We start from the raw sequence: 20,251 nt of genomic DNA on the forward strand, positions 1-20,251 counted from the left end.
CACGACCGGGGGCGGACCCCTCCGGCACCGGTGACGCCGGCCGGGCGACGCCGGTCCGAAGCGGTTGGGCACCGCCCGGCCGGCGTCACGGACCAGCCCCGGCGGTCATGGGCCGGGCACGGAACAGGGGGCCGGAGGGTGAACCCAGAACCGGCGGCCCGGAACGTGGGCCCGGGGGGGGGTGGGGAGGGAACCGTTGGGCCCGGAACGTGGGCCCGGCACGTGGGCCAGGAACGTGGGCCCGGCACCGTAGTCCCGAAAGCGCCTCGGCCGCGCCCGCATCTCAGCAGCGCCTCAGCAGCGCCTCGGCGGGCGATGTCAGACCCCCCTGCCACACTCACAGCATGACCGGCCACTGGGCGCTCGCTCCGGCCGAGGACGGTGGCGTCGACGTCGCCTCCCTCGGTCCGGACGGGCTGCCCGACGGCCCGGTGCGGCGGGAGGCCGATCCCGCCGAGGCCGTGCGGAAGCGTCCCGGTGTCACGCGGTGGGTGTGGCGGTCCACCGCCGAGGTCTACCCGCGCCTGCTCGCCACGGGGGTGCGAGTGGAGCGGTGCTACGACATCGAGGTCGCCGAGACGCTGTTGCTCGGTCACGAGGGCCGGTACGGGGAACCCCGCTCGGCCGCGGCCGCCCTGGCCCGGCTGCGCGGGGGCCCCGTACCGCCCGACCCGCCGCAGCGCACGGCCGAGCCGGGGGCGCAGTCCACGCTGTTCGAGCCGCACGGGGTCCACGTCCCGCTGACCGACCTGCTCGCGGTGCACGCGGAGCAGCTGCGCCGCGCCGGGGCGACGGCGCACCCGGACCGGATGCGCCTGCTGGTGGCCGCCGAATCGGCGGGGACCCTCGTCGCGGCCGAGATGAACCAGGCCGGTCTGCCCTGGCGGGCGGACGTGCACCGCGCCCTGCTGCACGACCTGCTCGGCGAGCGGTACGCGGGCGGCGGCGAGCCCCGCCGGCTCGCCGAACTGGCCCAGGAGGTGTCCGACGCCTTCGGCCACCGGGTCCGCCCCGACCTGCCGGCCGACGTGATCAAGGCGTTCTCCCGCGCCGGCATCAAGGTCACCTCCACCCGGCGGTGGGAGCTGCAGTCCGTCGACCACCCGGCGGTGAAGCCCCTGATCGCCTACAAGAAGCTGTACCGCATCTGGGTCGCGCACGGCTGGTCCTGGCTGCAGGACTGGGTCCGGGACGGCCGGTTCCGGCCCGAGTTCCTCGCCGGCGGCACCGTCAGCGGACGCTGGGTGACCAACGGCGGGGGCGGCCTCCAGATCCCCAAGGTCATCCGCCGCGCCGTCGTCGCCGACCCCGGGTGGCGGCTCGTGGTCGCCGACGCCGCCCAGATGGAGCCGCGCGTCCTCGCCGCGATCTCCCGCGACCCCGGGCTGATGGACGTCGCCGGCCGCGCGAGCGACCTGTACCAGGAGGTGTCCGACCGGGCCTTCTCCGGCAACCGGGACCATGCCAAGCTGGCCGTCCTCGGTGCGGTGTACGGCCAGACGTCCGGCGACGGCCTGAAGAACCTCGCCGCCCTCAGACGCCGCTTCCCGCGGGCCGTCGCCTATGTCGACGAGGCGGCCCGCGCCGGTGAGGAGGGCAGACTCGTACGGACCTGGCTGGGCCGCACCTGCCCGCCCGCGGCCCGTACGTCCGACGACGCGGTGGAGGAGGCCGGCATCCCGCTCGGGGAGGACGAAGCGACGTCCGAGGCCCGCCCCTGGGTGCCGGGCTACGCCTCGACCGACGCCCGCGCCCGGGGCCGCTTCACCCGCAACTTCGTCGTCCAGGGCAGTGCCGCCGACTGGGCCCTGCTGCTCCTCGCCGCGCTGCGGCAAGCCCTGGCGGACAAGGCGGCCGAGCTGGTCTTCTTCCAGCACGACGAGGTGATCGTCCACTGCCCGGCGGAGGAGGCGGAGGCGGTGGTGGCCGCCATCCGGGAGGCAGCCGATCTGGCCGGCCGGCTGACCTTCGGGGACACACCGGTACGGTTCCCCTTCACTACGGCCGTGGTCGAGTGCTACGCCGACGCCAAGTGATCAGCGGGAGCGGGACCGGTCCACGTCCCCGCCCTCGGCGCCGGACGCGCCGCCCGTCGCCCGGTCGGTGAGGGGCCGGGCCGGCGCCCGGCGCCCCCTGGGCGAGCGGGGATGGACACGGGTACGTCCTCCGGCCCGCTCCCCCGTCGCCCCGGGCACGCGTCCGCCATCGGGCCCATGGTCACGGTCCCGGTCGTGACCGCGGGCCTGATCATGGCCGCGGCCCTGGTCATGGCCGCGGTCCGGATCACGGTCGCGACGTCGGTCATGGTTTTGGTGGTCCTGGCCGTGCCCCCTGCCATGGCCCTGGTCACCGGCACGGTCGGGATCACTGTGGGCAGGGTCGCGGGCACGGTCGGAATGGTCCGCACGGCGGCGCTCGCGGTCGCGACGGGCCGCCTCGTCGGCCAGTTCCCGGGCGTAGTCGCGGACCAGGTCGTGCGGAACGTACCGGCCGTACGCGGTCTCCTCCAGCAGCGCCACGTCGACGAGCCGGGCCAGCGCGGCCTCGGCGCGCAGGTCGTCGGTTCCGAGAAGACGGGCCACCAGGGGCACCCCGTAATCGGGCAGGTCGAGCGCCCCGATGCGGCGCAGGGCGAGCGCCGCGTCCCGGTCGGTCTCCCGCTCGGAGGCCGCGAGTGCGTCGTGGGTGACCGCAAGGGACCCGCGGACACTCAGGTCGTCGTACTCCAGGTGCGGCAACCGGCTCGCACCTTCCGCCAGTTGGTCCGCCAGGGTTTCCGGTGTGAGCGCCCGGCGGGCCCTCAGCCTGGCCGCGACGATCCGCAGTGCCAGCGGCAGCCGCCCGGTGAGGGGCACGAGCGGGTGCCCGGCGTCGAGCACGTCCCGGCCGGAGACCTCACGCAGCAGGGCGGCACTGTCCTCGTCCGACAGCGGGCCGAGGGGGAAGCGGGCGGCACCGTCGAGCGCCGTGAGCGGCGTTCGGCTCGTGACGATCACCGCACACCCGGGGCCCGCGGGCAGCAGGGGCCGGACCTGGGCGGCGTGCGCGGCACCATCGAGGACCAGCAGCGTGCGGGTCGGTGCGAGCAGCGAACGCAGCAACGCGGCGGCGGCTTCCGGCTGGTCGGGGATGTCGCAGGGAGCGCACCCGAGATCGCGCAGCAGGGCGGTGAGCGCCTGGGCCGGGGCGAGCGGCGTCACCCCCGGGGTGGACCCGTGCAGGTCGATGTACAGCTGCCCATCGGAAAAACGTTTCGCCAGCTCCTGCGCCACCCACCACGCGAGCGCACTCTTCCCCACCCCCGCCGTCCCGCTGATGACCGCCACCGGGGATGCGTTCGAGGACACCGAACCCCCGCTCCGCCTTGTCGGAGAGGCAAGGACCCGGCACACCTCGTCCCGCACCTTCGCGCGCCCGACGAACGGCACGGGAGCCGGCGGGAGCTGCGCGGGCCGCGTCACGGGTGCCGCCCCGGAGTCGGCGGCGCAGCGGCGTGTGTCCTCGGCCGGGGAGGAGGCGACCGGGCACGGGACCGCAGGCGACGCCGCCGGGAGCGTCGAGGCCGACGACTGCACAACGGAACCGCCCCGGCCGGCGGACCGGGACCAGGGGCCGCCCCCTGCCGCAGCGGGGTGTGCGTCCCCAGGCAGATCCGCTGACGTGGGCAGACCTGCTGACGCAGGCACAGCCGCTGACGTCGGCACAGCCGCTGACGCAGGCAGACCCGCAGACGCAGGCACATCCGCTGACGTGGGCGGAGATGCCGAGGCGCCCGGGAAGGATGAGGCAGCTGCACCGGTGGAGGCCGAGAAAGCCGCGGCGGTGGAGGCCGAGAAGGCCGCGGCGGTGGAGGCCGGCACCTCCGCGGCGGTGGAGGCCGACGAGGCCGACGAAACCGCGGCGGCCAAGGCGGTCGTGGAGCCGGCGGCGGCCGGCACGGCCGGAGCACGCACGGCGGCCGGGGACGAGGCCAGGAAGGAGGCGATCAGCGGAGCAAGCGACGACCGGGGCCGGGAATCCCTCACCGGCACCACCCCCGCGGACGCCTGCCGGCCCCCGCCGTCGGTGCTGCCCGTCCGCGCCCGGTCACCGGCCCTCGGCTGATCCCCGCCGCCGGGACCGGACGGGGGTGGTCCTCCCCCCGAAGACATCCGGGACCGCAGGGCCACCCCCGCCCCCGCCCCCACCCCCGGCGAAGCCGGAACCCGAGCGGCACCGGGCCACGCTTCGCTCCGGACGGTGTCCGTCCCCTGCAGCACCTCCACATGGGCCCGCCGCACCTCCGGCCCCGGCTCGATGCCCAGCTCCTCCACCAGACGGGCACGCAGGTCCCGGTGCACGGCCAGCGCCTCCGCCCGGCGGCCGGTGCGGTGCAGGGCGAGCATGAGCTGACGGTGGTACGCCTCGCGCAACGGGTGCTCGGCGGCCAGCGCGGTCAACTCCGGTACGAGGTCGGACAGCCGGCCCTGATCGCCCCCGAAGCCCAACTCGGCGTCGTAGCGCCACTCCAGGAGCAGCAGCCGCGCCTCCCTCAGCCGCCGGGCCAGGGCGTGGCCGCCCACCTCGGGCGGCAGTCCGGCCAGGGGCGCGCCTCGCCACAGCGCGAGGGCGTCCGTGCACGCGCGCACGACCCGTTCCCCGTCCCCCGCCGTGTGGGCGGCGCGGGCGGTGTCCGTGAGGGCGTCGAAGACGTGGACGTCCAGTTCGCCCTGACCGACCCGCAGCAGGTAACCGGTCGGCCCGGTGACCAGGCGGTCCGGCGCGTCCAGCATCCGGCGCAGCCGGGCCACGTGGTTGTGGAGGGAGGGGTGGGCGGAAGGCGGCGGGGCCCCGCCCCAGAGGGCGTCCTTCAGTGCGCCGACGGACACGACCCGGCCGGCGCCGAGCAACAGCGCGGCGAGCAGGATCCGCAGCTTGGGGCTGCCGACCTCCTGCACCGAGTGCCCGGTCGTACCGGGCGCCGGACGGTGGAGCACCGGCGTCCCCAGGAGCCCGAACCGGAGTTCACACCGCACCACCCCGTCGCACCGCTGCCTTTCCGCCCCGGCAGCCGGGGCCCGTTCGCCCACCCCGTCGTTCCGTGCCGGCCGACCGGCGCGGGACGGCGCAACGGGGGACCGACGCTGAACCATCGGCCCCATGTTAGCGATCCGTTGGCAAGATCTGATGTGATCACATCATCGGACCCGGCCCAGGGGTGCGCGCGTCGCACGCGCAACTCGGGGGAGTGTCGCCGCTGCGGCCCGGTCCGGTCGCGAGGGTTCCCGGTCGGCAGAGGTGAACGGCCGGGCCCCTCGTCCCCGGCCCCTCACCGCTCTCCGCGCACGTCGGCCGTCTCCCTGGCACCCCCGCCCACCGGCCCACCGGCCACCGACCCACGGCGACGCGCGACGCGTGACACGCCCCTCTCACCGCACGGTTCCAGCCACCCCACCCCGCACCCCTACGCGGATCTCGGCCACGCCATCCGTGCCGCCTCCCGGCGCGCGCAGCCGGTCACGCGCCAGAGGGCTCCCCCCAACTCCCGGCGCCCCCGCCCCGCCACTCGATCAAGGCCGTCTGCCGCACCCAGTCGTCGTCCACGTTCTCCAGCCCCGCGAGGCGCAGGAACTCGACGACGTCCAGGAGCCCGTACGCCATGCCCAGGAATTGCCCGCCCGCGCGGACCCGCCGCCCGCCGTCGGAGGCCGGGGGGTAGATCACGATCGTCGGTGCATCGGCCATGGGACCAGAGTGCGGCGTGATCAACGGGTGCGCACGTGGGACGCCCGCGACGGAACCACCTGCCGCCGCAGCCTTGCCGTGCCAAGCTGGTGCCATGACCACCGAGACGATCGAGGTGCGCCCGGCATCGGTGTTCGAGGACGTGCGGGCCGTACTCGGCCCCAAGTCGCCGACGGCCAGCGTCTGCTGGTGCCTGAGCTACCGCATCCCGTCCAGACTCAACAACGGCCTGCGCGGCCCGGACCGCGGCGCCTACGTGGCCGACCTGTGCCGCGCCGATCCCCCGCCCGGAGTCATCGCCTACTCAGGTGACGAGCCGGTCGGCTGGGCGGCGGTCGCTCCGCGCGCCGACACCTCCTTCGCCCGCAACCGCAAGATCCCGCACGTCGACGACCTGCCCGTGTGGTCGCTGTGGTGCATCCGGGTCCGCCCCGGTCACCGCAAGCAGGGCATCTCCCACGCCCTCATCGACGGCGCCGTGGAGTTCGCCCGCGCCCACGGGGCCCCCGTCGTCGAGGCGTACCCCCTGGACAACGGCGACGCCCGGGTCGACCTGACCATGGCCTACGCCGGCCTCCGCAGGAACTTCGAACGCGCCGGCTTCGTCCACACCGCCGACACCACCTCCGTCCTCGCCGGCCACCCCCGCATCCTGATGCGCCGGGACCTGCGGTCCTGAGCCGGCCCCCCCTGTCACGGTCCCGCGTACGGCTCGCACCCCACGCCGTCCCCGTCCCGGTCGAGATGCGAGCCGTAGCCCGGCTCCCCCGCATGCACGGGGGCCGCCCCGGCATCCCGTGCCGCGTCGCAGTTCTCGTAGTACACCCCGGAGGCGTCGTCCTCCGGGGCCGGCGCCGTCGTCTCGCCCCTGGTACGCGTCCTCGTCTCGGTGACCTCCACGGTCTCCGTGGCCGTCACCGAGGGAGCCTCCGTCACCCGGACCTCGGCCGTCGGCCGCACCGAGCTGCCGGGTGACTCGGAGGCCGGGTCGTTGCTCACCGCGGCAGGTGCGGACCGTGCGGGCTCGGAGGACTTGCCGCCCTTGCCGGTCTCACGCACCGGCTCACGGCTCTGCGACGGTGCCCGATCCGGCTCCCTCTCACCCCCACCGGGCCCCACGGTTTCCAGCACTGCGCCCACCAGACCGAAGAGCAAGAACACCCCCAGCACCCCTACCAGCAACGCCCCCGCACGCGCCGCACACCCCGCTCCCGCCCACCACCGCCGCACCCGCCACACAAGCCCGCGCCGTCTTCTGCCGTCGGTCATGGACATCACCTCAAGGGATCGACCAGCCTTGCTCCTCAGTGCAGCACCGCCCACTCCAAGCCGCACGTCCGGCGCGGCAGCCCCCGGAGGTCACACGCATCGACTCAGCCCCACGACATGGCTTCCCATCCTCAACGGACCCCGTGAGTCCTCCTCCGCCGGACTCCCGGACCCTCTCCCGCCGACGTGCCGCGCCTCCCGCCCGGAACGACCGTCTCCCGGACCGACTGACCCCTCCGAGCTGTGAAGATGCCGTGACCGAAGACCGCGAACAGGTGACCCTCCGCGCCACATGACAGAGTGTTCGAAGCCGGCTGGGGGCGCGCAGGCCCTCACCCGATGGAGTGGACACGCACGGGGAGGGGGTTCGTCCGCATGGCGTGGGACGAATGGGAGCAGATCAAGGCCGAGGTCGCCCAGAAGCAGGCGACGTCCATGCAGTTGAACCGGGTCGCTCCCGATCCGGGCCAGGGCGGCGGGGGCGCAGCACCCGATCTCGTGGTGCACGACGACCAGTTGGGCAAACTGGGCAACATGGCCTACGACCTGCGCGAGAGGTTGACGGTCGACGGCGACCTCGCGCGGCCGAGCACGTTCAAGGCCTCCATCGATCTCTTCAACGACGGCTTGGACATGGGCTCCGCGCTCACCGCACTGCACGACGCCTGGAACACCAAGTCGGGCACCCTCAAGGAAGCGTGCGCCCACATCTCCAACCACCTGGACTTCACCCGGGCCCAGCACGCCAAGGACGAGGAACACGTCGTCACCGGCATGCGGAACGCCACGGGTGACCTGATGACGGTGTCGCGGATCAACGAGTACTACGCCCCCAAGTCCGCGGAGGCCTGAAATTCTCGGCTAAATTCGTGATCGGGGTTCACGCGGCACCATTCCTCACCCAATGCGTTAAGGTGTCGCAAGGAAACAAAAAGATCTGGAAGCACGAAATCGGCAGCAGCGCTTTCAGCGGCAACCTCACTGCAAACGGAGTAGCAGGAATCACACCGGAATGAAGCACAAGACGGCCAATTCGGCACTCATTCTGACATCGAGCCTCGCTCTCTTGTCACTCACCATCTCCGGGTGCAGTGCAGCTGGGTACGAAATCCCTTCCGAGATCTGCGGCCGGAAGATCGACCCCTCTTCACTCGAGCCTTTGCTGCCTTCGGGGGCGGAATTTGAGGCGGAGCACACGATAGATGACGATCTTGAGTCTGCGTGCCACATCTTCGTGGACAAGGCCGACACACTCGCCATCAGCGAGCTTCGCAACCAGAACAGATTCGACGTCATGGAATTTGTTATGGCGGATGCCCGTCTTTTCAAGAACCCCAGAAAGTCAGCCGTGGGGGACGATACCGTAACTTCCGATGACTGGCTGATATCGATGAACGCATGCACGGGGCATGGAAAAATGGACTACTACGTCGTGGACGTGACCTTGGCAACAAAGGCCGGCGAGGAAACGTCAAGGCACCTTGAGCAGTTCATTCGTTCATACCTTCCTGAAGGCATGAAAAAGATGGGTTGCACGGAGTGAGCCAGAACATCTGACCGGTCACCCTACTAGGAGCTCGTAACACCATCATGATCGGGCCTTCTTGAGGCATCGCCGACAGATCAGACCGCAGGCAGGGAGACAAACGCGGCGTGCAGTTCGGTGCAGCGTTCGTTCCAGCGGCCAGCGAGGCGTGTGAGCTGGTGGAGCAGGGCGGAGGTCTGCTCCACCACGCACCGGCGCTTGCCCAGGCCCTTGATGTTCGGTGGGCCTTGCGGGAGATAAGCGGCGGGGCCGGGCGACTGCGGAGTTCAGCGCGGTTGGGGGTTCCAGTCGTAGCCCTTGCCGCAGACGTGCACCAGACCGCCAGTGACGCGGACACCAACGAAGGAAACAGACAAGGAGGATCCGTTCTGGCCGGCGAAATGGGCCTATCACGGCTTCGGGGGCGCGGCCAACTTCATCCCGGTGGTCGGTGACGCCGTGCAGCGAGGAGTGGATGCGGCGGCCTACGCCTGGCAACAAGACGAAGAAGAACGCATCGAAGGCAATCGGGAACTGGACAATAGGAGCAACTTCAGCGTACGCGTAGAACAACTCAACGAGCTCGGCGCGGAATGGGCTCGCGCGACTGGCTCATTGCGATGAACCCCTGCCCCAGGCGGGGAAAGTATCACATTCTGGACGTCATCATATCCGCTGGTGCAGTCGACGAAGCGAAAACTCGCGAACTGGAGCGATTCGCCAAGGCCTACCTGCCGGAAGGAATGCGGAATATGGGATGCACGAAATGACATTCTCCGACGGCGGCACACATTTCACACATTCACTGGCCCAGCACAATGACGTGGGGGGGCGCCCACCCACGGGGGTACAGCATGAAAAAGACGCGGCAAGCAGACCAGCGGAGTCACGTCAGAACGCACACCAGATCCCGACGTTCCGCTTTTCTACTGTCGCCGACTTTCGCGTTGTCGCTCCTTTCCATAGCCGGATGCAGCAACTCTACCGCATACGAACTCCCCCATGATATCTGCGGCAGAAAAATTGATCCTGTCGCACTGCAACCATTGTTGCCTTCCGGTCAGCAATTCGAGGCCGTAGCCGGAAATGACGATCACGTGCAGTCCATGTGCCGCATATCCGTGGACAACGATACATCTCTCATACTCCAGGAGCACCGACGCCAGAATCGATTCGACGTCTGGGATTTCGTTGTCGATGACGATCCCGACAGCGCAAAAAACCCCAAGAAGGCTGCGGTCGGCGACGACACCGTAACCACCGATGACTGGCTCATCTCCATGAACGCCTGCACCGGATACGGAAAGCAGGATTACTACATCCTGGATGTGATCTTGAGCGTGAAAACGGACGAGCCAAAGCATCAGGAACTCGAAGACTTCGCCAAGTCGTATCTACCGGAAGGAATGAAGAAAGCGGGATGCACGCTGTGAATGCACAGCCAATAACGACTCGTCGGCCGAGTTTCACGCAGTTTGGGACGACGATCGACGCCGCCCCTCCCTGCTGTCCGGCTCAGCTTCTGCATCCGCCCGACGCCCTGTCGGTGGTCTGAACGACACGGCATCGGCAGGCACTGGTCGGCCGACAACACGAGCAACCTGTACCGGGAGCGCCAGCCGTGGCTCACGCCTCAGACTCTCCCCGCCGAGAAGGGGGCGCGTACCGTGCACCCGGTCAGGATGGCGTTCCCCGCTCCCCTCAACGAAGAAGCCCAGCTCAGAGATAGTCCGAGCCGGGCTTCCGATGGAGCCGCCTTCGGGATTCGAACCCGAGACCTACGCATTACGAGTGCGTTGCTCTGGCCATCTGAGCTAAGGCGGCGCGCTGTCCGCACCATGGTGCGATCGACAACGACGGTAAGTCTACACAGTTCCGAGGGGTGCTTCGCACACGCCCTGGGGGCGGGGTCAGGGCCCCCAGGGCGCAGGCGCGGCTACCGGCAGCGCTTGCCGTCGGCCGGCGGGGTGCCCTCGACGAGGTGGGCGTTGATCGCGGAGTCGATGCAGGTGCTGCCCCGGCCGTAGGCGGTGTGGCCGTCGCCGTCGTAGGTGAGGAGGCGGGCGGTGTCGAGCTGGGCGGCCAGGGCCTCGGACCAGCGGTAGGGAGTGGCCGGGTCGCGGGTGGTGCCGACGACGACGATGGGGGCGGCCCCCTTGGCCTCGATCCGCTGCGGCTGCCCGGTCGGCGCCACCGGCCAGTAGGCGCAGTTCAGGGCGGCCCAGGCGAAGCCCTCGCCGAAGACCGGGGACGCCTTCTCGAAGTCGGGCACGGCCTCGCGCACCTGCTCCGGGGTCTCGAAGGCGGGCGGGAGGTCGAGGCAGTTCACGGCCGCGTTGGCGAACATCAGGTTGGAGTATTTTCCGTCGGCGTCACGCTCGTAGTAGCTGTCGGACAGGAAGAGGAGTCCCGCGCCGTCCTTCTCCTTCATGGCCGAGGTCAGCGACTCGCGCAGCTGCTGCCAGGCGCCCTCGTCGTACATCGCGGCGATCACGCCCATGGTGGCCAGCGACTCGGTGAGCTCGCGTCCGTCGGCGTCGCCGGTGGGGAGCGGCTTCGCGTCCAGGTCGTCGAAGAACGCCTTGAGGTTCTTGCCGGCCTGCTCGGGGGTGGTGCCCCGGTCGCCGAGCGGGCAGTCGGTCTGCCGTACGCAGTCCTCGGCGAAGGCGGTGAAGGCGGTGTCGAAGCCGGCCGTCTGCTCCTTGTTGAGCTGCCGGGCGGGCAGGGACGGGTCCATCGCGCCGTCGAGGACCAGGCGGCCCGTCCGGTGCGGGTACAGCCCGGCGTACGTCGCGCCGAGGAAGGTTCCGTACGAGGCGCCCACGTAGTTCAGCTTCTCGTCGCCCAGCGCGGCCCGGACGATGTCCATGTCGCGGGCCGCCTCCACGGTGGAGAGGTGACGCAGCAGCTTCGGGGCGTCCGCGCCGCAGCCCTCGGCGAACTTCTTGAAGGCCGTGACCAGGGCCTCCGTCTCCTGGTCGTCGTCTGGGGTCAGGTCGGTCTGCGTGTACGCGTCCATGCCGGGCCCGTCGAGGCACTCGACGGGCCCGCTGCGGGCGACGCCCCGGGGGTCGACGGCGACCATGTCGTAGCGGGCGCGGACCTCGGCCGGGTAGCCGATGCCCGCGTACGCCTGGAGGTAGCCGATCGCCGAACCGCCCGGTCCGCCGGGGTTCACCAGGAGGGAGCCGAGCCGCTCCCCCGGTCCGGTGGCCTTCTTGCGGGCGACGGCGAGGCGGATGTCACCGTCGGCCGGTTCGGCGTAGTCCCGCGGGGCCCGGACGGTGGCGCACTGGAAGCCGGGGACGCCGCAGTCACGCCAGGCCGGTTTCTGCGCGTAGTACCGGGTGAGCGAGGCGGGAACGCTGCGCGGCAGCGGGGCCAGGGTGGGCGCGTCCTCCGCCGCCGACGCGCCGGCGCTCGTCGACGTCGCCCCGGCGGAACAGCCGGCCAGCAGCAGGGCGACGGCCGCGAGCACGGTCGCCCCGGTGCGCAGGCGGGCTCCGCCGGTGCGCCGGTCGCCGGGGGCCCTGCCGGTCCTCCCCGTGCGGGGGCCGGGGCCGCGGCGGCCGGTCCTTCCGGTGTCGCCGCTGGTGCTGGGGGTCGGGCCGGTCGTGCGGGGGGTGCGCCGTGGGTCCATGTCGCGAGGGTAACCGTGTGCGACGACGTGAGTGCCGTGTGTGCACGTCGTGCCTCGTACGAGTTACCGTCTGCCCTCCCCTGTGGTGTGCGGTGCGTACGCGGAGGGCCCCGGGGGGCGCTGTGCGGTGCGTGCGCGGGGGGCGCTGCCTCGTCAGCCGGCTCTGAGGGCCATGGTCATCGCCTCCACCGCCAGCAGCGGCGCGACGTTGCGGTCGAGTGCGTCGCCGCAGGCGGCGATCGCCTCGATGCGGCGCAGGGTGGCCTCCGGGGTGCTGGAGCGGGCGAGGCGTTCCAGCGCGTCCTCGCTGTCGGTGTTGGCGAGGGCGACACGCGAGCCGAGCTGCAGGGCGAGCACGTCGCGGTAGAAGCTCGTCAGGTCGGTCAGGGCGAGGTCGAGGCTGTCGCGCTGCGTCCGCGTTCTGCGGCGCTTCTGCATGTCCTCCAGTTCCTTGACGACACCGGCCGTGCCCCGCGGGAGCCGGCCGCCCTGGGCCGCGCCGAGGGCGGCCTTCAGCTCGTCCGTCTCCTTGGTGTCCATCTCCTCGGCGAGCTGCTTGGCGTCCTCCGCGGCGGCGTCCACGAGTTCCTGGGCCGCCCGCAGCGCGCCGCCGACGTCCTCCACGCGCAGCGGCAGTTTCAGCACGGCGGCGCGGCGCGCGCGGGCCGCGGGGTCGGTCGCCAGGCGACGGGCCCGGTCGACGTGTCCCTGGGTGGCCCGGGCCGCCGCCGCGGCGACCTCCGGTTCGACGCCCTCACGGCGTACGAGCATGTCGGCGACCGCGTCGACGGAGGGGGTGGTGAGGTTGAGGTGGCGGCAGCGGGAGCGGATGGTCGGCAGGACGTCCTCGACGGAGGGGGCGCAGAGCAGCCAGACCGTGCGGGGCGCCGGCTCCTCGACCGCCTTCAGGACGGCGTTGGCGGACTTCTCGTTCAGCCGCTCGGCGTCCTCGACGAGGATGACCTGCCAGCGGCCGTTGGCCGGGGCGGTGAAGGACTTCCGCACGGTGTCGCGCATGTCCCTGACCAGGATCTCCGAGCCGACGGCGGCCACCGTGCTGACGTCGGCGTGGGTGCCGATCAGGGCGGTGTGGCAGCCGTCGCAGAAGCCGCAGCCGGGAGCCCCGCCGAGCGCGCGGTCGGGGCTGACGCACTGCAGGGCGGCGGCGAAGGCCCGCGCCGCCTGGTTGCGTCCGGCGCCGGGAGGGCCCGTGAACAGCCAGGCGTGCGTCATCTTCGACGCCTCGGGGGGCGGGGCGTCGGCCGCGGCAGCGGTGACGAGCGCGTCGGCGTCACGGGCGGCCGCGTCGAGCTGTGCGCTGACCCGTTCCTGCCCGACGAGGTCGTCCCACACGGTCATGGGGGTCACGCCGTCCTTCCGTTCCGACGCGTCACACCGCGTCCCCTGCAACTCCTGCGCCCCTTGCCATCCCTGCGCCCACCGCACCCCCTGCGCCCCCTGCACCCACTGTCCGCTGCATCCACTGTCCACTGCGGGACCCTGGCCGCCCGTACGGCTGCTGCGCCGTGCCGGGCGCGCGGCCCGCGGGATCCATTGTGGGGGGCGGCACCGACAGCGAGGGCACGGGCGAGGAACCGCCGCCCGCGTTCGGCGGCGGTTCCTCGCCCGTCGCGACACGGGTCTCCGCGTCGCGACGGGTGCCCGGCAGCGGACGACCCCGCGCGCTCAGCGGCGTCGTCCGCGCCCTGTGCCGTCCTCGCCACCGGGGCCGTCCTCGTGCGGGCCGAGCAGTTCGTCGGCCAGCGTGGGGAGGTCGTCCAGCGGGGTCTCCTCGGCCCAGTCGGAACGCTTCCGGCGCCGCCGGGGCGCCTCCCCGGCAGCCTCCACCTGCGGCAGTTCGCGCGTGCTGTCCACGGCGCCCGCGGACGCGTCGGGGCCGCCCTGGGCGCGCTCGTCGCGGAAGTGACCCGGAGGCAGCCGGTCGTCCCCGCCGGCCCGGTCGTTCCGGTCGCCGCCCCGCGCCGCCGGGCCGTCGCCGCTCACCGGCGGCAGCACGGCCGTCTCGTCCGCGGCACCGGGCGGTACGGCGGGCAGGACCTCCGTCTCGTCGCCGGCGCCCGGCGGGACCGGAGGCTTCGGCAGTTCGGTCGTCACCTCGGCGTCCCGCACTCCGGCGCCAGAACCCTTGTCGTCCCGCACCCGGGGCAGCACCGCCGTCTCGTCCACCGGTCCGGCCGAGGGGTGCGCCGGTGCCGTCGGTGCGACCACCGGCGTCGGCACGGTCATCGCGTCCGATGCCGCGTCGCGCGGCCCCGCGCCGGGGGCCTGCGGATCCGCGGCCGCGCCGGGCGTCCCCTTCCTCGGGCCCGCCTCCGCCGCCGCAGCCGCCTGCTCGGCGAGCCGCCGGGCCTCCTCGGCGCGGCGCAGTGCCTCCTCGGCCTTGAGCTGCTTCTCCAGGCGCAGGGCCTCGGCCTCGGCGCGCAGCCGGGCCTCCTCCTCGGCCTGCTTGCGGCGGCGTTCCTCCTCCGTCTTGCGGCGGGCCTCCTCCTCGGCGCGCGCCTTCTCCTCCGCGAGGAGCCGCTGCCGTTCCTCCTCGGCGCGGCGAGCGGCTTCCTCGGCCCGCCGCCGGGCCTCCTCGGCCTGCCGTTCGGCCTCGCGCCGCTGGGCCTCCTCGAGCTCGCGCCGCTTGCGCTCCTCCTCCTCGGCACGCAGCCGGGCGAGCTGCTCCTGGCGCTCACGCTCCAGGCGCTCCTCCTCGGCCTTGCGCGCCGCCTCTTCCTCCGCCTTGCGGCGGGCTTCCTCCTCGGCCTTGCGGCGGGCCTCCTCGCGGGCCCGGATCTCGGCCTCGGACAGCGGCAGCACCTGGTCCAGCCGGTGCCGGACGACCGTGGTGACCGCCTCCGGCTCCTGGCCGGCGTCGACCACCAGGTAGCGGCCGGGGTCGGCGGCGGCCAGGGTGAGGAACCCGGCACGGACCCGGGCGTGGAACTCGGCGGGCTCGGACTCCAGCCGGTCCGGGGCCTCCGTGAACCGCTCGCGCGCGGTCTCCGGAGCCACGTCCAGCAGGACCGTCAGGTGGGGGACGAGCCCGTTGGTCGCCCAGCGGTTGATGCGGGCGATCTCGGTCGGGGACAGGTCCCGTCCGGCGCCCTGGTAGGCCACCGACGAGTCGATGTAGCGGTCCGAGATGACGACCGCACCGCGTTCCAGAGCGGGCCGGACGACGGTGTCGATGTGCTCGGCGCGGTCCGCCGCGTACAGCAGCGCCTCCGCGCGGTGGGAGAGTCCGGCGCTGGAGACGTCCAGCAGGATCGACCGCAGCCGCTTGCCGACCGGCGTCGCGCCCGGTTCACGGGTGAGGACGACCTCGTGGCCCTTGCTCCTGATCCAGTCGGCGAGGGCTTCGGCCTGCGTCGACTTCCCGGCGCCGTCGCCGCCCTCCAGGGCGATGAAGAAGCCGGCCGGGGCGGGGGCCGGGACGGGGTCGTCGCCGCCGAGGAGCGCGTCGCGCAGGTCCTGCCGCAGCGGCACGCCGGAACGGTCGTCGACCTTGGCCAGGACGAGCGCGGCCACCGGCAGCAGCAGCGCGCCCACCAGCATGAGGGTGAACGCGGCTCCGCCGTGGGCGAAGACGAAGCGGCCGTTCTCCAGCCGGTGGGGGCCGATGAGGGCGGCCGTCACCGGGGCGACGAGCACGCCGAGCGCCACGAACACCCGGACCACCGCGTGCAGGTGTTCCGTCGTGCGGGTGCGGCGCTGGTCCTCGGTCTCCTGGTCGAGCAGGGTGTGCCCGACGTTGGCCGCGGTGCCCGCGCCGGCACCGGCGAGGACGAGGACGAGCAGCACGGTGGTGACGTCCGGCACGAGTCCCGCGGCCAGCAGCGCCAGGCCGGTGAAGGCGAGGGCCAGGGCGAGCAGCCGGCGCCGGGACAGCGACGGCAGCAGCGACGGCGCCGTGCGGATGCCGGCCACCACGCCGCCGGTCAGCGCGGCCACCATCAGGCCGAAGAGCACGGGGCCGCCGCCCAGGTCGGTGGCGTGCAGGACGGCCACGGCGACGGCGGCCGACACGGCCGCGGCGACGGAAGCGGACGCGAGCACGAGCAGGGGCATCGCGCCCGTGCGGCCCTTCTCCGGGCCCGCGGCGCTCTTGGGCCGGCGGAGTCCTTCGAGCGGCGACCGGGGGCGCGGCGTGCGGGTCGCGGGCAGTTCCAGGAAGGTCAGCACGGACAGCGACGCGGCGAACAGGCCGGCCGCGACGTACGAGGCGAGGGCCGCCTGGTGGGTGTCGAACCAGGCGATGCCGGTGCCCAGCAGGTTGTTGAACAGACCGGCGACGACGAGCGCGACGGCCGCGAGCGGCACCGCGAGGAAGCCCGTGCGCAGCGACAGCCGGCGCAGGGCGTCCAGGTGGTCGGGGAGCGGTCGTATCGACGCGCCCTCGGGGGGCGGGGCGGGCAGCAGGGAGGGCGCGGCGCTCTCCCGGCACACGGTCCAGAACCGCTCGGCGACCCCGGTCACGAAGACGGTGACGAGGAGGGCGGCCAGCGCTTCGTCGGGCGTCCAGTCGATCCACAGGGGCGCGACGATGAGGGCCAGGGCCCGCAGTCCGTCCGCGCCGACCATGGTCCACCGGCGGTCCAGCGGACCGTCCGGCGCGGTGAGCGACGTCAGCGGGCCGAGCAGGACGGCGCCGAACAGCACGGTCGCGAGGATCCGCACGCCGAAAACGGTCGCCACTGCGAACGCCACACCGCGGTAGCCGCCCCCGAAGGAGCCCTCGGCCACGCCCGCTTGGACGGCGAGGAGCACCAGCACCAGGAGGGCGAGGGTGTCGCCGACACCGCCCACGAGTTGCGCGCTCCAGAGGCGCTTCAACTGCGGTCGGCGCAGCAGGGCACGGACGGCGCGCTCGCGGGAGTCCGCGACCAGGGCGTCGTCGGGGGCCGGTTGAGGGGCCGTGGGCTGCTCGGCTCGCGTCATGCGTTCAGCCTATCGGCCCGCACCCACAGCCCGGAGGGCCCTCGTGACATGCGCACGCCCCGGCATCGAGGTGACGCCGGGGCGTTCGCATTCCGAACTCCGCGGAGGGGGTTCCGGCCGGGCGGGACCGCGCGCCGGACCCGTGAACGGCCTCGGGCGACACCGGGAGGCATCGGTCCATGAGCGCCGGTGTGACCCGGGGGCCGCGATCCGTGCGCACCGGTGTTTCCGGGGGTCACGGTCCCCGCGGGCCGGTGCGGCGCTCGCACCGGTTCTCCCACGCGGCGGGTCAGTCCTCCGTCGTCTTCTTCGCCGCCGCCGTCCTGGCGGTCGTCTTCTTCGCCGCGGTCTTCTTGGCGGTGGCGGTGGTCTTCTTCGCCGCGGTCTTCTTGGCGGCCGTGGCCTTCTTCGCCGGCGCCTTCTTGGCCGCCGCCTTCTTGGTGGTCTTCTTCGCCGCCTTCTTGGCGGGGCCCTTGGCCCGCTTCTCGGCGAGCAGTTCGAAGCCGCGCTCGGGGGTGATCTCCTCGACGCTGTCGCCGGAGCGCAGGGTCGCGTTGGTCTCCCCGTCGGTGACGTAGGGGCCGAAGCGGCCGTCCTTGACCACGACCGGCTTCTCGCTGACGGGGTCGGTGCCGAGCTCCTTCAGCGGCGGCTTGGCGGCCGCCCGGCCACGCTGCTTGGGCTGGGCGTAGATCGCCAGCGCCTCCTCCAGCGTGATCGTGAAGATCTGCTCCTCGCTCTGCAGCGACCGCGAGTCCGTGCCCTTCTTCAGGTACGGCCCGTAGCGGCCGTTCTGCGCGGTGATCTCCTGGCCCTCCGGGTCCGTGCCGACCACGCGGGGCAGCGACATCAGCTTGAGGGCGTCGTCGAGGGTCACCGTGTCCAGCGACATCGACTTGAAGAGGGAGGCGGTACGCGGCTTGACCGCGTTCTTGCCGGTCTTCGGGGTGCCCTCGGGCAGGACCTCCGTGACGTACGGGCCGTAGCGGCCGTCCTTGGCGACGATCGGGTGGCCGGTCGCCGGGTCGGTGCCCAGCTCGAAGTCTCCGCTCGGCTTGGCGAGCAGTTCCTCGGCCAGCTCGACGGTCAGCTCGTCGGGCGCCAGGTCCTCGGGGATGTCGGCGCGCTGGTGCTGCTCGCTGTCCTTCTCCCCGCGCTCGATGTACGGGCCGTAGCGTCCGACCCGCAGCACGATGCCGTTGCCCACCGGGAACGAGGACACCTCGCGGGCATCGATCGCGCCCAGGTCGGTCACCAGCTCCTTGAGACCGCCGAGGTGGTCTCCGTCGCCGTTGCCGGCGTCGGCCGCGCCGCCCCCGCCGCTGCCCTCGCCGAAGTAGAAGCGCTTCAGCCACGGCACCGCCTGCGCCTCACCGCGTGCGATGCGGTCGAGGTCGTCCTCCATCCGGGCGGTGAAGTCGTAGTCGACGAGCCGGCCGAAGTGCTTCTCCAGCAGGTTGACCACGGCGAAGGACAGGAAGGACGGCACGAGCGCCGTGCCCTTCTTGAACACGTAGCCGCGGTCGAGGATCGTGCCGATGATCGACGCGTACGTCGACGGGCGGCCGATCTCCCGCTCCTCCAGCTCCTTGACCAGCGACGCCTCGGTGTAGCGGGCCGGGGGCTTGGTGGCGTGGCCGTCGACCGTGATCTGCTCGGCGGTCAGGGCGTCGCCCTCGCGCACCTCGGGCAGGCGGCGCTCGCGGTCGTCCAGCTCGGCGTTCGGGTCGTCAGCGCCCTCGACGTACGCCTTGAGGAAGCCGTGGAACGTGATCGTCTTGCCGGACGCGCTGAACTCGGCGTCGCGTCCGTCGGCCGCCGTGCCGCCGATCTTCACCGTGACGGAGTTGCCTGTCGCGTCCTTCATCTGGGAGGCGACGGTCCGCTTCCAGATCAGCTCGTACAGCCGGAACTGGTCACCGGTCAGCCCGGTCTCGGCGGGCGTACGGAAACGGTCGCCCGACGGGCGGATCGCCTCGTGCGCCTCCTGCGCGTTCTTGACCTTGCCCGCGTAGGTGCGGGGCTGCGGGGGCAGGTAGTCGGCACCGTACAGCTGCGTGACCTGGGCGCGGGCGGCGGCGACCGCCGTCTCGCTCAGCGTCGTCGAGTCCGTACGCATGTAGGTGATGTAGCCGTTCTCGTACAGCTTCTGCGCGATCTGCATGGTGGCCTTCGCACCGAAGCCCAGCTTGCGGCTCGCCTCCTGCTGCAGCGTCGTCGTACGGAACGGCGCGTACGGCGAGCGGCGGTACGGCTTGGACTCGACGGAGCGCACGGCGAACCGCGTGTTCTCCAGGGCGGCGGCCAGCGCGCGGGCGTTCGCCTCGTCGAGGTGGAGCGTGCTCGCGTTCTTCAGCTGCCCCAGCGAGTCGAAGTCACGGCCCTGCGCGACACGCCGTCCGTCGACGCTCTGCAGGCGTGCGACCAGCGACGACGGGTCCAAGACGTCGCCCACGCGGCCGGCCGGGCCGGCCCCCGCCGGGGAGAAGGTGCCGGTCAGGTCCCAGTACTCGGCGGAGCGGAACGCGATGCGCTCGCGCTCCCGCTCGACCACGAGCCGGGTGGCGACGGACTGCACGCGGCCGGCCGAAAGCCGGGGCATGACCTTCTTCCACAGGACCGGCGAGACCTCGTAGCCGTAGAGACGGTCGAGGATGCGCCGGGTCTCCTGGGCGTCGACCAGCCGCTGGTTGAGCTGGCGCGGGTTGGCCACGGCGGCCCGGATCGCGTCCTTGGTGATCTCGTGGAACACCATGCGCTTGACCGGGATCTTCGGCTTCAGCACTTCCTGCAGGTGCCAGGCGATGGCCTCGCCCTCGCGGTCCTCATCGGTGGCGAGGAACAGTTCGTCGGACTCCTTCAGCAGGTCCTTCAGCTTCTTGACCTGGGCACGCTTGTCGGCGTTGACCACATAGATCGGCTGAAAGTCGTGTTCGACGTCCACACCGAGCCGGCGGACTTCACCGGTGTACTTCTCGGGCACCTCGGCAGCGCCGTTGGGAAGGTCACGGATGTGCCCGACGCTCGCCTCGACGGTGTAGCCAGGGCCGAGATAGCTCTTGATCGTCTTCGCCTTGGCAGGCGACTCGACGATGACGAGTCGGCGGCCGCCGTTCGCGGTCTCGCTGGTCGGGGACAACTTCGCTCTT

General features: G+C 72.3%; 13 protein-coding genes, 1 tRNA gene and 2 pseudogenes. 7 read left to right on the forward strand and 9 right to left on the reverse strand.

The annotated features are described in order from the left end of the window. The first annotated feature begins 344 nt into the window (after positions 1-344). Entirely contained in the window at positions 345-2,036 is a 1,692-nt protein-coding gene (locus ACSU53_RS13755) for a bifunctional 3'-5' exonuclease/DNA polymerase (protein WP_437027688.1), read from the forward strand. Here ACSU53_RS13755 and ACSU53_RS13760 read toward each other — a convergent pair. After that, positions 2,037-3,329, reverse strand: a pseudogene (locus ACSU53_RS13760) (NACHT domain-containing protein); the annotation flags it as partial. A 469-nt stretch (positions 3,330-3,798) separates the two neighbouring features. Here ACSU53_RS13760 and ACSU53_RS13765 point away from each other — a divergent pair. Further along, positions 3,799-4,104, forward strand: coding sequence for a hypothetical protein (locus ACSU53_RS13765; RefSeq protein WP_437033494.1), 306 nt, complete (start codon positions 3,799-3,801; stop codon positions 4,102-4,104). A gap of 101 nt (positions 4,105-4,205) precedes the next feature. On the opposite strand, the pseudogene ACSU53_RS13770 reads toward ACSU53_RS13765, so the two are convergent. Both ACSU53_RS13770 and ACSU53_RS13775 read right to left on the reverse strand, forming a co-directional pair. Further along, a pseudogene (locus ACSU53_RS13770) lies at positions 4,206-5,018 on the reverse strand (AfsR/SARP family transcriptional regulator); the annotation flags it as partial. A 478-nt stretch (positions 5,019-5,496) separates the two neighbouring features. Continuing rightward, a complete protein-coding gene (locus tag ACSU53_RS13775) occupies positions 5,497-5,724 on the reverse strand; it encodes a hypothetical protein (RefSeq protein ID WP_437027690.1) in 228 nt (75 codons plus the stop codon). Between the two features lie 94 nt (positions 5,725-5,818). Between ACSU53_RS13775 and ACSU53_RS13780 the strand changes: the two genes are divergently transcribed. Beyond that, positions 5,819-6,403, forward strand: a complete 585-nt coding sequence (locus tag ACSU53_RS13780; RefSeq protein WP_437027692.1) for a GNAT family N-acetyltransferase — start codon at positions 5,819-5,821, stop codon at positions 6,401-6,403. A 14-nt stretch (positions 6,404-6,417) separates the two neighbouring features. Here ACSU53_RS13780 and ACSU53_RS13785 read toward each other — a convergent pair whose 3' ends face one another. Beyond that, positions 6,418-6,783, reverse strand: a complete 366-nt coding sequence (locus tag ACSU53_RS13785) for an excalibur calcium-binding domain-containing protein (RefSeq protein ID WP_437027693.1) — start codon at positions 6,781-6,783, stop codon at positions 6,418-6,420. 585 nt (positions 6,784-7,368) lie between these two features. Between ACSU53_RS13785 and ACSU53_RS13790 the strand changes: the two genes are divergently transcribed. The 4 genes from ACSU53_RS13790 (at position 7,369) to ACSU53_RS13805 (ending at position 9,951) form a co-directional block, all read left to right on the forward strand. Further along, positions 7,369-7,845, forward strand: coding sequence for a hypothetical protein (locus ACSU53_RS13790; RefSeq protein WP_437027695.1), 477 nt, complete (start codon positions 7,369-7,371; stop codon positions 7,843-7,845). 160 nt (positions 7,846-8,005) lie between these two features. Beyond that, positions 8,006-8,536 carry a hypothetical protein gene (locus ACSU53_RS13795; protein WP_432054522.1) on the forward strand — a complete coding sequence of 177 codons (531 nt, stop codon included), beginning with the start codon at positions 8,006-8,008 and terminating at the stop codon, positions 8,534-8,536. A gap of 327 nt (positions 8,537-8,863) precedes the next feature. Next, on the forward strand, positions 8,864-9,142 hold the full coding sequence (locus tag ACSU53_RS13800) for a hypothetical protein (protein WP_437027697.1): 279 nt from the start codon (positions 8,864-8,866) through the stop codon (positions 9,140-9,142). 230 nt (positions 9,143-9,372) lie between these two features. After that, positions 9,373-9,951 carry a hypothetical protein gene (locus ACSU53_RS13805; RefSeq protein ID WP_437027699.1) on the forward strand — a complete coding sequence of 193 codons (579 nt, stop codon included), beginning with the start codon at positions 9,373-9,375 and terminating at the stop codon, positions 9,949-9,951. 314 nt (positions 9,952-10,265) lie between these two features. On the opposite strand, the gene ACSU53_RS13810 is transcribed toward ACSU53_RS13805, so the two are convergent. The 5 genes from ACSU53_RS13810 to topA all read right to left on the reverse strand — a co-directional run bounded on the left by ACSU53_RS13810 (position 10,266) and on the right by topA (position 20,241). Continuing rightward, positions 10,266-10,342, reverse strand: a tRNA-Thr gene (locus ACSU53_RS13810). A 112-nt stretch (positions 10,343-10,454) separates the two neighbouring features. Further along, a complete protein-coding gene (locus ACSU53_RS13815) occupies positions 10,455-12,158 on the reverse strand; it encodes an alpha/beta hydrolase (protein ID WP_437027701.1) in 1,704 nt (567 codons plus the stop codon). A gap of 153 nt (positions 12,159-12,311) precedes the next feature. Next, positions 12,312-13,517, reverse strand: a complete 1,206-nt coding sequence (locus ACSU53_RS13820) for a DNA polymerase III subunit delta' (RefSeq protein ID WP_437033189.1) — start codon at positions 13,515-13,517, stop codon at positions 12,312-12,314. A gap of 327 nt (positions 13,518-13,844) precedes the next feature. Then, complete coding sequence (gene tmk, locus ACSU53_RS13825) at positions 13,845-17,102, reverse strand: dTMP kinase (RefSeq protein ID WP_437027703.1); 3,258 nt, start codon at positions 17,100-17,102, stop codon at positions 13,845-13,847. Between the two features lie 289 nt (positions 17,103-17,391). Next, positions 17,392-20,241 (reverse strand): type I DNA topoisomerase, encoded by a 2,850-nt coding sequence (gene topA / locus ACSU53_RS13830; RefSeq protein WP_437027705.1) that lies wholly within the window; start codon positions 20,239-20,241, stop codon positions 17,392-17,394. Positions 20,242-20,251 lie beyond the last annotated feature (10 nt).

The organism is Streptomyces sp. enrichment culture (assembly GCF_964273255.1).
GTDB lineage: Bacteria > Actinomycetota > Actinomycetes > Streptomycetales > Streptomycetaceae > Streptomyces.